This window comes from Kitasatospora sp. NPDC059817 (genome assembly GCF_042731835.1).
Taxonomy (GTDB): Bacteria; Actinomycetota; Actinomycetes; order Streptomycetales; family Streptomycetaceae; genus Kitasatospora.
In genome coordinates this window covers 34,683-48,438 of record NZ_JBHWIR010000006.1, presented here as the reverse complement: position 1 = coordinate 48,438, position 13,756 = coordinate 34,683, and the positions used below count along the sequence as shown (strand labels likewise).

Sequence of the window (13,756 nt, the reverse complement as noted above, 5' to 3'; positions counted from 1 at the left end):
ATCAGAGCGCCAGCGCACCCGGGTCGAGCGGGGGCACCAGCCCCTCCGCGGCGGCCCGGGTGAGCAGCGCGCGGACGGCCGCGTAGCCCTCCTCGCCGAGGTCCGCGGTGAACTCGTTCACGTACAGGGCGATGTGCTGGTCGGCGACGGCCGGGTCCATCTCCTGGGCGTGCGCCAGCACGTACTCCCGGCTGGCGCTCGGGTCCGCCCAGGCCTGCCGGACGGAGGCGCGGACGGCGTCGGTGAGCGCGCGCAGCCGTTCGGCGCCGAGCGAGCGCCGGGCGACGATCGCGCCGAGCGGGATCGGCAGGCCGGTCTCCTGCTCCCAGGCCTCGCCCATGTCGGCCAGGCTGTGCAGGCCGTACTGCCGGTACGTGAACCGGGCCTCGTGGATCACCAGGCCGGCGTCCACCCGGCCGTCCCGGACGGCGGGCATGATCTCGTGGAACGGCAGGACGACGATCTCGCCGAAGCCGCCCGGCACCGCCTTCGCGGCCCAGAGCCGGAACAGCAGGTAGGCGGTGGAGCGCTCGGACGGCACCGCCACCGTCTTCCCGGTGAGGTCCGCGGGGGCGTCCGTGCCCGGCCGGGTGAGCACCAGCGGGCCGCAGCCGCGCCCGAGCGCGCCGCCGCAGGGCAGCAGGGTGTACTCGTCCAGGACCCAGGGCAGCGCGCCGTAGCTGATCTTCAGGACGTCCAGTTCGCCGCGCTCGGCCAGGCCGTTGGTGACGTCGATGTCCGCGAAGGTCACCTCGGGGGCGTCCGCCCCGGGCACCAGGCCGTGCGCCCAGGCGTGGAAGACGAAGGTGTCGTTCGGGCAGGGCGAGTACGCGATGCTCAGCCGTTCAGCCACGGCCGGCCTCCTCGATCAGTTCGTGGACGGGCAGTGCGGCGAAGGCCCGCTCCAGGGCGGCCAGCGCCTCGCCGATCCGCCAGGCGGCTCGGTCGCGCGGGCCGACCGGATTGGAGACGGTCCGCAGTTCGAGCACCGGCACGCCGTACCGGGCGGCGGCCTCGGCCACGCCGAAGCCCTCCATCGCCTCGGCCAGGGCGCCCGGGTGGCGGGCGGCCAGCGCGGCGGCCCGCTCGGCGCTGCCGGTGACGGTGGAGACGGTCAGCACCGGGCCGGTGGCGGCGCCCAGGGCCCGGGCGGCCAGCGCGACGGCGGCCGGGGGAGGGTTGTGCCGGACGGTGCCGAAGCCCAGTTCGGTGACGTCGGCGAAGCCCTCGGGGGTCTCGGCGCCGAGGTCGGCGGTGACGATCGCGTCGGCCAGCACGGTGGTGCCGACCGGGGCGTGCGGGGCGAACCCGCCGGCGATCCCGGCCGAGACGACCAGGCCGTAGCGGCCCCCCGAGGCCGGCTGCGCGCCCAGCGCGGCGGAGGTGGCGGCCGCGGCGGCGGCCGGGCCGACCCCGCCCGCCAGGACGTCCACCGGGGCGCCCGCGGCCCGGTGCAGCGCACCGCCGGGCAACGGCAGCACGGTGGCCGGGCCGGGCAGGCCGCGCAGGACGGCCTCGGCCTCGGCGGGCACCGCGACGACGACGAGCAGTCGGGCCCGGTCGGGGCCCGACTGCTCGCTGCGCTCGTCCGCGACGGCGTGTGCGGTCATCGCGGGAGCGTCAGCTGTCCTGGGTGTTCAGCTGGAAGTACCAGACGGCGACCGGGTTGTCCGAGTTCTTGTCGCCCTCGACCACGGTGACCAGGGTCTTGCCGGAGGCGTTCAGCACCTGGCTCGCCGGCTGGGAGCCGGAGAAGGTCGGGCCCTTGGCGTAGGAGAACAGGCTGAAGCGCCCGCCCTGGCCCTGCGAGCCGCCGTTGGTGAAGGCCCACCAGCCCTTGTCGGCCACGTTCGGGGAGACGCCGACGCCGACCCGGTCGCTCACCACGACGTCGGAGGTCGGGAGGGTGCCCTCCGCGAGGGCCTGGGTGGCCTTCTGCTGGCACTCCTGCTGCAGGTCCTCCGTGATCGGGCTGCCGCCGTTGAAGCACAGCGGGTCCGCGACGATCGAGGAGTTGCCGACCGTCAGGGTCGCGCGGTGGGAGCTGTGCTCGGTCTGGCCGCTCGCGATGGCGACGGACGTGCCGACCGTGGCAGCACCGACCACGACGACGGCGCCGAGGGCGGCGATGGCACGGGTATTGAGGCTCATGCGTCAGAATCTACCGGGCTTCGCCGATCACGCTACGCGGGGGTCGGCCACCGCGTGTTGCCCGTGGCCGGTTCAGGCCACCCTGGGCGCCGCCGGGCGCCGCCGCAGGCCCACCCGGAACAGCGTGCGGACCGTCCACAGCAGCATCAGGCCCACCACCCCGGCGGCCACCGACAGACCCAGCACGCCGTTCAGCGGCAGCAGGATGCCGACCGCGCCGCCGGCCACCCAGGACAGCTGGAGCAGCGTCTCCGACCGCGCGAACGCCGAGGTCCGCACCGCCTCCGGGACGTCCCGCTGGATCAGCGCGTCCAGCGACAGCTTGCCCAGCGAGGCCGCCACCCCGGCCACGCCGGCGACCAGGACCACCGTCACCACGCCGTACCAGAGCGCGGCCGCCGCCGTCGCGCCGGTCGCCAGCAGCAGCATCGCGGTGACCGTCGCCTCCGGGCCCCGGGTGCGCAGCCAGGAGCCCAGCACCGAACCCAGCGCGTTGCCCGTCCCCGCCGCCAGCGCCACCAGGCCCAGTGCCAGCGTCGGCCGCAGGCCCCCGATCGGCTCTTCGCGCAGCAGGAACGCCAGGAACATCACCAGGAAGCCGACCAGCCAGCGCAGCGCCGACATCGCCCGCAGCGCCAGGATCACCGAGGGGCCGACGGTGCGCAGCGAGGCCTTCGGGGCCCGGGCGTCCTCCGGCGCCCGCTCGCCGTGCACCCCGTCGTGGACCTCGCCGTGGACCTCGGCGTGCAGGACGGCGCGCTGCTCGCCCTTGGCGGAGTCCACCGCGTGCGGCAGGTGGAAGGCCATCAGGGTGCCGATCACGAAGACCAGGAACGCGCCGCGCAGCGGCCAGCCCGGCCCGATCAGGTGCAGCAGACCGCCCACCCCGGCCGCCACCCCGGTGGCCAGCAGCCCGGCCAGGGTGACCCGGGAGTTCGCCTTCACCAGCGACAGCCGGCTCGGCAGCAGCCGCGGCACCACCACGCTGCGCACCACCCCGTACGCCTTGGACGCCACCAGCACGCCCAGCGCCTCCGGGTACAGCGCCAGACCGCCGCCGGTGATCACCCCGGCCATCGTCCAGGCCAGCACCGCCCGGGCCAGCATCGACATCGCCATCGCCGCCCGGCGGCCGTGCGGCAGCCGGTCCAGCAGCGGGCCGATCACCGGGGCCAGCAGGGCGAACGGGGCCATTGTGATCAGCAGGTACAGCGACACCCGGCCGCGGGCCTCGCCGGTGGGCACGGAGAAGAAGATGGTCGAGGCCAGCGCGACGGTGATCAGCATGTCGCCGAAGGAGTTCAGCGCGTGCAGTTCGATCAGCTTCGCCAGGCCGGATTCGCCCGCGCCCTCCGCGGAGGTGGCCTTGCGGATCCGGCGGCCGGTGCCGTGCACCACCCGGCCGGTGCGGGCGCCGGCGGCGGAGGCGGTCCGGACCAGGACGTTGCGGCTCGGCTCGGGGTCCTCTTCGCCAGGGTCCCCGTCCAGGGCGGCGAGCTGCCGGGCGTGGACGGCCGGATCCGCGCCGGTGCCGGTCGCGGTGGCGATCGCGGCGCCGGTCTTGACGAGGCTCACGGGGGCGGCGGGCGACTCGAAATCGCCCCCCGGCTGCGGTTCGCCCGCAGTGGGGGCCGGAGACTGCTGTCGCGGCACGGCGTCCGCCTGGTCGGGGCTGCCGGCCTGCGAGGCGTGCAGTGCGTGCTGCGACGGGTCCTCGTCCGCCACATGCCCATCCTGCCCCAGAATCGCCGCAGTGACGCGGGAATCCACCCCCCTCGGCGCGGCCCCGGAACGGCCGCCACCGCCCCGGACTGTGCTGGGGCGCCGACCGGCGGGTAGCCTGCCCAAGGGCCGCGCGCCGAGCGCCGGGGCGCCGGCAGGCCCGGACGAGCGGCGCGGCCGGTATCCGCGGCGGCCTCTGGTCGCGCAGAATGGACAAGGGACTATCGAGCCGCGACGGAACAGGCAACACGCCGTGGGCGACAGAAGAACTGGGAGAGAATCGACGCCGTGAGTGCTGCGATGCGAAGCCGTACCCCCGATCGGCTCTGTGCCGAGGCCGTCGAACTCGCCCGGAAGGCGGCCGAGGAGGCCGTCGGCCCGGAGACCGTCGGACCACATCTCGGCGCCCAGGCGGACGCCGACCGCGTCGTCACCCACACCTTCGAGTGCCTGGACGCCGCCTACCGTGGCTGGCACTGGGCGGTCACCGTCGCCCGTGCCCCGCGCGCGAAGAACGTCACCCTCGACGAGGTCGTCCTGCTGCCCGGCGCCGACGCCGTCCTCGCCCCCCAGTGGGTGCCGTGGAGCGAGCGGCTGCGCCCCGGTGACATGGGCCCGGGCGACCTGCTGCCCACCGACGCCGACGACGCGCGCCTGGAACCCGGCTGGAGCGGCGAGGACGAGCCGGCCCCGAACTCCGCGGTCGCCCTCGCGGCCGAGGAGGACGTGGTCGTCACCGACCCGGGCATCCAGCCCGCCCCGGCCCGGGCCCGGATCAACGCCGTCGCCGAGGAGCTCGGCATGGGCCGCAGCCGGGTGCTCTCCCGGCTCGGCCTGCACCTGGCCGCCGACCGCTGGGAGAAGGCGCACGGCTCGCAGACGCCGATGGCGCAGGCCGCGCCCGCCGCGTGCGGCAGCTGCGGCTTCCTGATCCCGATCGGCGGCTCGCTCGGACAGGCCTTCGGCGTGTGCGGCAACGAGTTCGGGCCGGCGGACGGGCAGATCGTCTCCTTCGCGTACGGCTGCGGCGGGCACTCCGAGGCGGCCGTCATCCCGGCCCCGCCGGCGCCGTCCGAGCTGATCCTGGACGAGCTGGTGGTCGAGCCGATGCAGCTGCACCCGGACCGCACCTCCGGCTCGGTCGAGCCGGACGCCCCGGCGGAGGAGCTCGGGCACTCCTGACCGGACCTGTCCTCGCTCGCGGCCCCCCCCCCCCCACACCGTGGGGGGCGCCCCCCATTTTCTTTTTTCGCCTTTGGCCGGGGCCTTTTGCTTCACGTTCTTTCGTTTTTCGCCTTCACTTATTTGTGGTTTATGTGAAGGAATTATGTGAGATGTGGCTCATTGTCCGTCTATAGGTCGAACACCGGGTTGCACCTACATTGAGGGGAGCTGCCCGAAAGGCCTCCTTCATGCGCAACGCTCCCACCGCTGCCGGCGACCCCGCGGTCCCCGGGCGGCTCGCCGCCCTCGGCCGGTTCTGCTTCCGCCACCGCCGCTGGGTGCTCGGCCTCTGGGCCGTCGTCCTGGTCGTGGGCGTGCTGATCGGCGGCCGGGTCTTCGAAGGAACGGTGGCCGGCGCCTCCTCCGCCACCGCCGAAGCCGACCGGGGCAGCGCGGTGGTCGCCGCGACCGACCCGGCCCGCGGCACCGTCACCGCCGTAGTGGACGGGAAACCGGTCGACGACCCGGCCGTACGGGCCGCCGTCACCAAGGCCACCGCCGACCTCGCCGCCCTCCCCGGCGTCTCCTCCGCGCTCGACGCCTACGGCGCCGGCCCGGCGCCCGCCGCACTGCGCTCCGCCGACGGCACCGCGAGCCTGGTCACCGTACGGATGGCCGACACCAGCACCTCCGCCCAGACCGACGCCGTCACCCAGCGCCTCGCCGCCCTGAACGGCGAGGCCGGCGCCCACGTCACCGTCGGCGGGGACCTGGTGCTCCAGGACGAGGTCAAGAAGCAGACCGAACAGGACACCCGCTTCGGCGAGATGGTGACGCTGCCGCTCACCCTGGTCGTCATGGTGCTGGTCTTCGGCGGCCTCGCCGCGGCCAGCCTGCCGGTGATCGGCGCGGTCGCCTCGGTGGGCGGCGCGCTGCTGGCCATGTTCGGTTTCAGCCGGATCATGGACATCGACACCAGCGTGCTGCCGATCGCCACCGTGCTCGGGCTCGGACTCTCGATCGACTACGCGCTGCTCATGGTGAACCGCTTCCGGGAGGAACGCGGGCACGGCGCGGGCATCGCCGCCGCCGTCGAACGCACCGCCGCGACCGCCGGGCGCACCGTCGCCTTCTCCGGCCTCACCGTCGCCGTCGCGCTCTCCGGCCTGTTCGTCTTCACCAGCCCGGTGCTCGGCGCGGTCGCCGCCGCCGGGGTGAGCGTGGTGGTGATCGCGGTCGCCGCCGCGCTGACCCTGATCCCCGCGCTGCTCGGCTTCGCCGGCTCCCGGATCAAGGCGCCCGCCGCGCCCGTCCCCGACGAGGGCTTCTTCAGCCGGACCGTCCGCCGGGTCGGCAAGCGGGCGGTGCCGGTCGCGCTCGCCTGCGTCGCCCTGCTGATGGCCGCCGGCGCGCCCTTCCTGCACGCCGACATGCGCAACTCCGGCGCCGCCGTGCTGCCCGCCTCCTCGGCCGGGCGGCAGGTCGCCGACGCCGTCGACCAGCGCTTCCCGCAGGCCGCGGCCGCGCCGATCACCGTCGTCGTCGAGGGCGGCGCGCCCGTCGCCCAGGCGTACGCGGACGACGTCGTCGCCAAGCTGCCCGGGGTCGCCGGGGTGCGGGCGGTGAACCCGGTGAGCGACTCGGTGTCCACCGTCGACGTGCTCGTCCACGGCGACCCGCAGGGCCACCAGGCCAAGCAGGTCGTCCAGGAACTGCGGGACGACCGCGGCGGGCTGAAGACCTACGTCACCGGCGGCGCGGCCTCGGTCGTCGACTTCAAGGACGAGCTGATGTCGCGGGGCCCCTGGGCGCTCGGACTGGTCGCGGTCGGCACACTGGTGCTGCTCTTCCTGATGACCGGCTCGGTGGTGATGCCGGTCAAGGCGCTGCTGATGAACCTGCTGTCGCTGGGCGCCTCGCTCGGCGCGCTCACCCTGGTGTTCCAGGACGGCTACTTCAGCGGGCTGCTCGGCTTCAGCCCCACCGGCGGGCTGGAGACCTTCATCCCGGTGCTGGTCTTCGCCTTCGCGTTCGGGCTGTCCATGGACTACGAGGTGTTCCTGCTCGCCCGGATCAAGGAACTGCGGGACAAGGGGCACAGCTGCACCCGGGCGGTGGAGCTCGGGGTCCAGCGAAGTGGCCGGATCATCACCTCGGCGGCGCTGCTGATGGTGATCGTGTTCGCCGGGTTCGCCCTCGGGGACATGCTCATGGTCAAGCAGATGGGCATCGCGTTGGCCGTCGCCGTCGCCGTGGACGCCACCCTGGTGCGCTGCCTGCTGGTGCCCGCCGCGATGAGCCTGTTCGGCGAGTTCAACTGGTGGGCGCCCGCCCCGCTGCGGCGCCTGCACCGGCGCTTCGGGCTGAGCGAGCACGTCGAACTGCCGACCGTCGGCGAGGCGGCCGTGGGCGAGGCGGCCGTGGGCGAGGCGTCCGTCGGCGAGGCGGCCGTCCCGGCCCCGCGGCCGGAGGCCAGGGACCTGGTGGGCTCAGCGCAGTCGGCGCAGTAGGTCGACGCCCGCCCTCAGGGCCAGCCGCTCCTCGGGGGTGAGGCGGGCCTCGATGGCGGTGGCGATCCGCTCCTCCCGGCGGGCGCGCTGCTCCAGCAGGGCGGCGCGGCCCGCTCCGGTCGCGGTGACCAGCAGTTTCCGGCCGTCGGTGGGGTGGGGCTGCTGGGTGACGAGCCCGGCCTCGGTCAGCAGGGCGACGGTGCGGGCCATCGACTGGTGGCGGACGCGCTGGTGCTCGGCGAGTTCGGCGACGGTGCAGGCGCGTTCGTCGCGGACGAGGACGCCGAGGACGCCGGCCTGGTTCTGCGGCAGCTCGTCGCCCGGGCGCAGGGAGCGGACCAGGTCGCCGATGGCGGCGCGCAGCTCGGCGGCGAGTTCGAGGGTTTCGGGAGCCGGACTGTTCATGGGAGAAGCCTACCGGGAATCTCCACAGCAAAACTGTGCAGTCCTGCTGTATGGTCGGCCGCATGAGGATCACCAAGTTCGGACACGCCTGCGTACGCCTGGAGCACGACGGGACGACCGTCGTCGTCGACCCCGGGGCGTTCACCGACCCCGCCGCGCTGACCGGGGCCGACGCCGTCCTGATCACCCACGAGCACATGGACCACTTCGAGGAGGCCCGGCTGCGCGCCGCCCTGGAGGCCGACCCGGCCCTGCTGGTGTGGACCAACAGCGCGGTGGCCGCCCAACTGGACGGCGTGGCGCAGCGCGTCGCCGTGGTCGGCGAGGGCGACGCCTTCGAGGTCGGCGGGGTCGGGGTGAGCGTGCACGGCGAATGGCACGCGGTCATCCACCGGGACATCCCGCAGGTGAAGAACATCGGCTTCCTCTTCGACGGCCGGCTGTTCCACCCCGGCGACGCCTTCACCGTGCCGCCGCACGCGGTGGACACCCTGCTGCTGCCGCTCGCGGCGCCGTGGAGCAAGGCCGGTGAGGTCGTCGACTACGTCCGGGAGGCGGCCCCGCGCGTGGCGGTGCCGGTGCACGAGGCGACCCTCAGCCCGATCGGGCACATGATCGCCACCCGGCTGCTCGGGCCCGACGGGCCGGGCACCGGCGCGGAGCTGACCGTGCTGGGGGAGGGCGAGAGCCTGGAGCTGGGCTGACGACGGGTGGCCGGTCCATGGCGTCGGCGGTCCGGGCGCCGGTAGCCTGACGCCATGCTGAAGATCGGACTGACGGGTGGCATCGGCGCCGGCAAGAGCGAGGTGTCCCGGCTCCTCGCCGCCCACGGCGCGGTGATCGTGGACTCCGACGTGATCGCCCGCGAGGTGGTCGCGCCCGGGACGGACGGTCTGGCCGCCGTGGCCGCCGAGTTCGGGCCGCAGGTGCTGCGCGAGGACGGTGCGCTCGACCGCCCGGCCCTCGGCGCGATCGTGTTCGCCGACCCGGCGCGGCTCCAGGCGCTGAACGCGATCGTCCACCCGCTGGTGCGCGCCCGGTCCGCCGAACTGGAGGCCGCGGCCGCGCCCGACGCGGTGGTGGTGCACGACGTGCCGCTGCTCGCGGAGAACGGCCTCGCCCCGCTGTACGACCTGGTCGTGGTGGTCGACGCGGCCGACGACGTGCGGGTGGAGCGGCTGGTGCGGCTGCGCGGGATGGCCGAGGAGGAGGCCCGGGCCCGGATGGCCGCCCAGGCCTCGCGGGCGGACCGGCTGGCGATCGCCGACGTGGTGATCGACAACGGCGGGCCGCTGGAGGCGCTCGCGCCCCGGGTCGACGAGGTGTGGGCGGAGCTGGTGAAGCGCGTCGCCGCTGCCTGAGGTTCAGGCGGCGGTCAGCGGTAGGCGGGCCCGGACGGCGAAGCCGCCCTCGGTGGTGGGGCCGGCGTGCAGGGTGCCGCCGAGGTCGTCGGCGCGGGTGCGCATGCCGTCCAGGCCGTGGCCGCCGGAGGGCAGTTGAGGCCCGTCCGGGTCGGCTGCCGTGGCGGGGGAGTTGACGATGTCCAGGCGCAGCCCGTCCGGGTGGACCTCGACGGTGACGGCGACCTCGGCGGCCGGGGCGTGCTTGTGGGCGTTGGTCAGGGCTTCCTGGACGATCCGGTAGGTGGCGTACTGCACGGCCGGTCCGGGGGCGGGCAGTCCTTCGGCGGGGCCGGTGAGGGTGAGGTCGACGGCGAGTCCGGCCTGGCGGGACTCCTCGACCAGGGCGGGCAGTCCGTGCAGTGAGGGGCCCTGGTCGGAGGCCGGGGTGAGGACGCCGAGCAGGCCGCGCAGTTCGGTGAGGGCCTGGAGGCCGAGGGCGCGGATCAGGCCGAGGGTCTCCCGGACGGCCGTCGGGTCGTCGGCGGCCGCGACCTGGCAGGCGCCGGCGTGCAGGGTGATGAGGGAGACGCGGTTGGAGACGACGTCGTGCATCTCCCGGGCGAGCCGGGCGCGTTCGGCGGCGGCGGCGCGCTCCTCGGCGTACCGGCGGGCCGCCTCCAGCAGTCGGTTGCGTTCGGCGAGCGCGGCGACGGCGCGGGCGCGCTGGTGGGCGGTGAGGCCGAGCGCGAGCGGGACTGCGCCGAAGACCAGCGGGTCCTCGGCCAGGTTGGCGAGGGCGGAGAGGCTGCTGACGTCCCCGAGGTCCATGGGGACGAGCAGGCGCACCCCGGCCAGCGCGGCCAGGACGGCCAGCACCCGGGTGGCGCCGCGCCGTGTGGCCAGCCCGTAGAGGGCGACGGCGAGCGGGAGTTGGCCGCCCAGCAGGGTGACGGCGGCGACGGCCGCCGGGTACCGACGGCGGACGGCGAGGGCGAGCGCGCCGGCCGCCACCAGGCCCGCGTTGACCGGCGCCGAGGTGGTCGGCCCGATGTCGGGGTCGCCCGCGGCGAGCGGGACGAGCACCAGCAGCACCAGGCCGGTCGGCCCGAGTGCGACGACCGGGCCGGGCAGGCGAAGCGGCGGGCCCGGCAGCGGCACCGCGGCGAGGGCGGAGTCCAACTGGTCGGCGGCGTCGGTGTGGTGGGCGGCGTGGGGCTGGTCGGTGGACGGGTGGTGCTGGTGACGGGTGGGGTCCAACCGGCCGGTGGGGCGCCGGAGTCGGGGCCGCTGCTGGGTGGGCTGGCGCATGGGGGCATGCTCGCACACCCCGTCCGGCCCGGGGTGGCGAGCGGGCCGCAGTGGCCGGGAACAGCCTGGAATTCGCCTTCCCCGGAAGGGATCATGGTCGGATGGATGATCGTTTCTCTCCCGAGCCGCCGACCGTCGTCCGGCTGCCGCAGTACACCCGCGCCGACCAGGACGAGATCCTCGGCCCCGGCGACGACCCGTACGGCGTCGCCTACACCGGACTGGCCTGGCTGCCCAAGGACATCCACTTCGGCGTCCGGGCCGCCGACGGCCGGCTCGTCGCGCACACCGGGCTGCTGCCGCTCCCGCTCACCGTCGGCGGCACCGACCTGACGGCGGTCGGCGTCGGCGGCGTCGCCGTCGCCCCCGACCGGCGCGGCGCCGGCCTCGCGCAGGCCTTGGTCCGGGCCGCCCTCGGCCACGCCCGCACCCTCGGCCACCGGCACGCGCTGCTGTTCTGCCGCCCGCCGCTGGCCACGTTCTACCGGGGGCTCGGATTCCGCGAGGTCGCGGAGGAGGTGACGGTGGAGCAGCCCGAGGGGCGGCTGGCGGTGATGCCGCTGCGCACCATGTGGGCGCCGCTGGCGGAGGGCGCCGGGTGGCCGGAGGGGCCGGTGCGGTTGCGCTCGCTGCCGATGTGACGTGCCCTGTGGGGGTGGGAGTGGGGGCGGGGGTTGGGCGGGCGCGGGGCCGGGCGGGGTCACTCCGGCCAGGCGGAGTTCTCGATCACGGCGACGAAGTCGGTCCGCTCGAAGTCCGGGTCGAAGTGGGCGAGGACGTCCGCCTTGACGTTGCCGAAGGCGGTCTCCGGCTTGGGCGCGACGCCGTCGTGGAAGGCGCGCAGGATGCCGCGCTTGAAGTCCGGGCGCGGATGGGCGGCGACCACCGCGTCCCGGTCGGCGGCGGCGAGGTCTGCGTACCCGATGCCGAGCACGTCCAGCTCCACCCCGGCGGTGGTCAGCGCGATCTCCGGCTCCAGGAACTCCGGGATGCCGGGCGTGGTGTGCAGGGCGATCGCCTCCCACACCAGGCGCACCCGCCGCTCGTCCACCCCGTGCCCGCGCAGGAACGCGGCGGCGGCCTCGGCGCCGTCCACCTCGAAGCGCCGACCGGAGGCGTGGTGCTCGGGGCCCAGGCCGAGATCGTGGAACATCGCGGCCAGGTACAGCAGTTCGAGATCGAAGTCGAGCCCCCGGCGGCGGCCCTGGAGGGCGCCGAACAGGTAGACCCGGCGGGAGTGGTGGTACAGCAGCTCGGTGGTGGCGTCCCGGACCAGCTCGGTGGCCTCGGTGGCGAGGCGGCTGTCGGGGATCCGGACTCCGGCGATCTCGGTGGCGGTCATGCGGTGGCCTCCAGAGTGGTGGTGCCCGGGTCGGTGCCCGGGATGGTGGCGGTTCGGTCGGCAGGGGTCGGCGAGCCCGCCGCGTGGGCGACGGCGGCGCCGGCCAGCGCGCGGATCATGGCGTGCGCCCGGGTGCCGTCGCCGGACAGCTCCGGCTGGAACAGCGAGGCGAGGAAGAACGGGTGGTCCGGCAGTTCCAGGACGCGCACCTCGCCCGCGCCGTCCGCGCCGCTGAACCGCAGCCCGTGCGCGCGCAGCCGGTCCAGGTAGTCGGCGTTGAGGCCGTACGCGCAGTGGTAACGCTCCAGGGTGCGGGTGGTGCCGAGGACGCGCTCGGCGAGCGTGCCGGGGGTGATCGCGACCTCCCCCTCGTGGCCGACCAGGGAGCAGGCCAGCGGCACGATCACCTGCTCGTCCCGCTCCGGGTGCTCCTCGCCGTGGACGGCCCCGCCGAGGCCGCAGACGTTGCGGGCGTACTCCAGCACCGCGTGCTGGAACCCGGCGCAGGTGCCGAGGAAGGGGATGCCGCGCTCGCGGGCGGTCCGGACGGCGGCCAGCGCGCCCGCCTCGCTGCGGTAGGGGCTGCCGGGGAGCAGCCAGACGGCGTCGAAGCCGTCCAGGGCGCCGGGCGCCCCGGCGTCCTCGGTGGGGATCCAGTAGGCGTCCAGGACGAGCTGCTCGCGCTCGGCGAGGGCGTCGAGCAGGCCGGGGATGCGGGCGTGCGAGCGGACGGCGGGGGAGCGGTCGCCGACCAGGGCGATCCGCGGGGTGAGGTAGGTCATGGGACTATCCTGACCCCGCACCCGAGATCAGCGCCAACGATGATTTCTTACCCCTCGATCAGAAGAGTTGATGACTGCCGTGGATCCGCAGCAGCTGCGCACCTTCGTCACCGTCACCCGCCTCGGCTCCTTCTCCGAGGCCGCGCGGGAACTCGGCTACACCCAGTCCGCGGTCTCCCAGCAGATCGCCGCCCTGGAGGCCGACCTCGGGACCGGCCTGCTCAGCCGCCGCCCGGTCGGCCCGACCGAGGCCGGCCTGCGGCTGCTGGAGCACGCGGCGCCCCTGCTGGTCCGACTGGCGGCGGCGCGCGCCGATGTCGCACGCCTGGCCGGCGCCCCGAGCGCCCGGCTGGTGCTCGGCGCCACCCCGCTGGCAGTCGGAGCGACCCTGGGGCGCGCACTCGGCGAGGTGCGCCGGGCCCACCCGGCGGCCGACCTCGTCGTCCGGGTCCTCGCCCAGGACGCGCTGCCCGCCCAGGTCGCCACCGGCGAGGTCGACCTCGCCCTGATCGACGGCCTCGCCGCCCCCAGCGACCCGCTGCCGCTGCCCGACGTCGGCCCGCTCACCACCGTCGCCGTCGACGAGCAGCCCGTCGCCGTCGCCCTCCCGGCCGGCCACCCCCTCGCGGGCCGCACCGGCGTCGCGCTCGCCGACCTCTCCGCCGCCCGCTGGCTCGACGCCCCCGACCTCACCCCGACCGCCGCCCGGCTGCGCGCCGCCGCCGGCGTCGACGGCTTCCGCCCCGCCACCCGCTACCGGGGCACCGACGTGCACGGGCTGCTCGCCCTGGTCGCCACCGGACACGGGCTCAGCCTCCTCCCGGCGTCCGTCCTCGCCGGGGCGCCCGGCGTCGCGTCCGTGCCGATCGCCGCCCCGCGGCTGGTGCACCGCACCGAACTGGTGCACGGCAGCCTGCCGGAGGGGCCGGCCGCGCTGCTGGCGCGGCTGCTGTCGGGCACGCCCTGAGCCCGCTCCCCGGATCGCGCCGGGCGCCCGCGGTGTTTGTGGAGGCGCGATCACCGGTCGTT

14 protein-coding genes are annotated in these 13,756 nt (G+C 75.4%); 6 read left to right on the top strand and 8 right to left on the bottom strand.

Going from position 1 to position 13,756, the window contains the following annotated elements; all coding sequences use genetic code 11:
- Position 1 precedes the first annotated feature (1 nt).
- From ACFV61_RS02370 to ACFV61_RS02355, 4 genes are all read right to left on the bottom strand, one after another.
- Positions 2-853, bottom strand: a complete 852-nt coding sequence (locus tag ACFV61_RS02370) for a 1,4-dihydroxy-6-naphthoate synthase (RefSeq protein ID WP_380489618.1) — start codon at positions 851-853, stop codon at positions 2-4.
- Positions 846-1,610 carry a futalosine hydrolase gene (locus ACFV61_RS02365; RefSeq protein ID WP_380489616.1) on the bottom strand — a complete coding sequence of 255 codons (765 nt, stop codon included), beginning with the start codon at positions 1,608-1,610 and terminating at the stop codon, positions 846-848. Before ACFV61_RS02365 ends, ACFV61_RS02370 begins: the two co-directional genes overlap by 8 nt.
- Before the next feature lie 10 nt (positions 1,611-1,620).
- Complete coding sequence (locus ACFV61_RS02360; protein ID WP_063348205.1) at positions 1,621-2,151, bottom strand: hypothetical protein; 531 nt, start codon at positions 2,149-2,151, stop codon at positions 1,621-1,623.
- Positions 2,152-2,223: 72 nt separating this feature from the next.
- Positions 2,224-3,591, bottom strand: a complete 1,368-nt coding sequence (locus ACFV61_RS02355; RefSeq protein WP_380489640.1) for an MFS transporter — start codon at positions 3,589-3,591, stop codon at positions 2,224-2,226.
- Between the two features lie 582 nt (positions 3,592-4,173).
- On the opposite strand from ACFV61_RS02355, the gene ACFV61_RS02350 reads away from it, so the two are divergent.
- Complete coding sequence (locus ACFV61_RS02350) at positions 4,174-5,055, top strand: DUF3027 domain-containing protein (RefSeq protein ID WP_063348204.1); 882 nt, start codon at positions 4,174-4,176, stop codon at positions 5,053-5,055.
- A gap of 230 nt (positions 5,056-5,285) precedes the next feature.
- Entirely contained in the window at positions 5,286-7,547 is a 2,262-nt protein-coding gene (locus tag ACFV61_RS02345; RefSeq protein WP_380489614.1) for an MMPL family transporter, read from the top strand.
- Here the strand turns inward: ACFV61_RS02345 and ACFV61_RS02340 are convergent.
- Entirely contained in the window at positions 7,527-7,952 is a 426-nt protein-coding gene (locus ACFV61_RS02340; protein WP_380486521.1) for a MarR family winged helix-turn-helix transcriptional regulator, read from the bottom strand. The genes ACFV61_RS02345 and ACFV61_RS02340 overlap by 21 nt on opposite strands.
- A 62-nt stretch (positions 7,953-8,014) precedes the next feature.
- Between ACFV61_RS02340 and ACFV61_RS02335 the strand changes: the two genes are divergently transcribed.
- Positions 8,015-8,656, top strand: a complete 642-nt coding sequence (locus ACFV61_RS02335) for an MBL fold metallo-hydrolase (protein ID WP_380489611.1) — start codon at positions 8,015-8,017, stop codon at positions 8,654-8,656.
- Between the two features lie 54 nt (positions 8,657-8,710).
- Positions 8,711-9,313: a dephospho-CoA kinase gene (gene coaE / locus ACFV61_RS02330; protein ID WP_063347131.1), complete on the top strand. Its 603-nt coding sequence runs from the start codon at positions 8,711-8,713 to the stop codon at positions 9,311-9,313.
- Positions 9,314-9,316: 3 nt separating this feature from the next.
- Here the strand turns inward: coaE and ACFV61_RS02325 are convergent, their stop codons facing one another.
- A complete protein-coding gene (locus tag ACFV61_RS02325) occupies positions 9,317-10,603 on the bottom strand; it encodes a sensor histidine kinase (protein ID WP_380489609.1) in 1,287 nt (428 codons plus the stop codon).
- A gap of 101 nt (positions 10,604-10,704) precedes the next feature.
- On the opposite strand from ACFV61_RS02325, the gene ACFV61_RS02320 reads away from it, so the two are divergent.
- Positions 10,705-11,244, top strand: a complete 540-nt coding sequence (locus ACFV61_RS02320) for a GNAT family N-acetyltransferase (protein WP_380486528.1) — start codon at positions 10,705-10,707, stop codon at positions 11,242-11,244.
- Positions 11,245-11,303: 59 nt separating this feature from the next.
- On the opposite strand, the gene ACFV61_RS02315 is transcribed toward ACFV61_RS02320, so the two are convergent.
- Complete coding sequence (locus tag ACFV61_RS02315) at positions 11,304-11,945, bottom strand: HD domain-containing protein (protein ID WP_063347128.1); 642 nt, start codon at positions 11,943-11,945, stop codon at positions 11,304-11,306.
- Positions 11,942-12,727: a hypothetical protein gene (locus ACFV61_RS02310; RefSeq protein ID WP_380489607.1), complete on the bottom strand. Its 786-nt coding sequence runs from the start codon at positions 12,725-12,727 to the stop codon at positions 11,942-11,944. Before ACFV61_RS02310 ends, ACFV61_RS02315 begins: the two co-directional genes overlap by 4 nt.
- Before the next feature lie 70 nt (positions 12,728-12,797).
- On the opposite strand from ACFV61_RS02310, the gene ACFV61_RS02305 reads away from it, so the two are divergent.
- Positions 12,798-13,694 carry a LysR family transcriptional regulator gene (locus tag ACFV61_RS02305; RefSeq protein ID WP_380489605.1) on the top strand — a complete coding sequence of 299 codons (897 nt, stop codon included), beginning with the start codon at positions 12,798-12,800 and terminating at the stop codon, positions 13,692-13,694.
- The last annotated feature ends 62 nt before the right edge of the window (positions 13,695-13,756 follow it).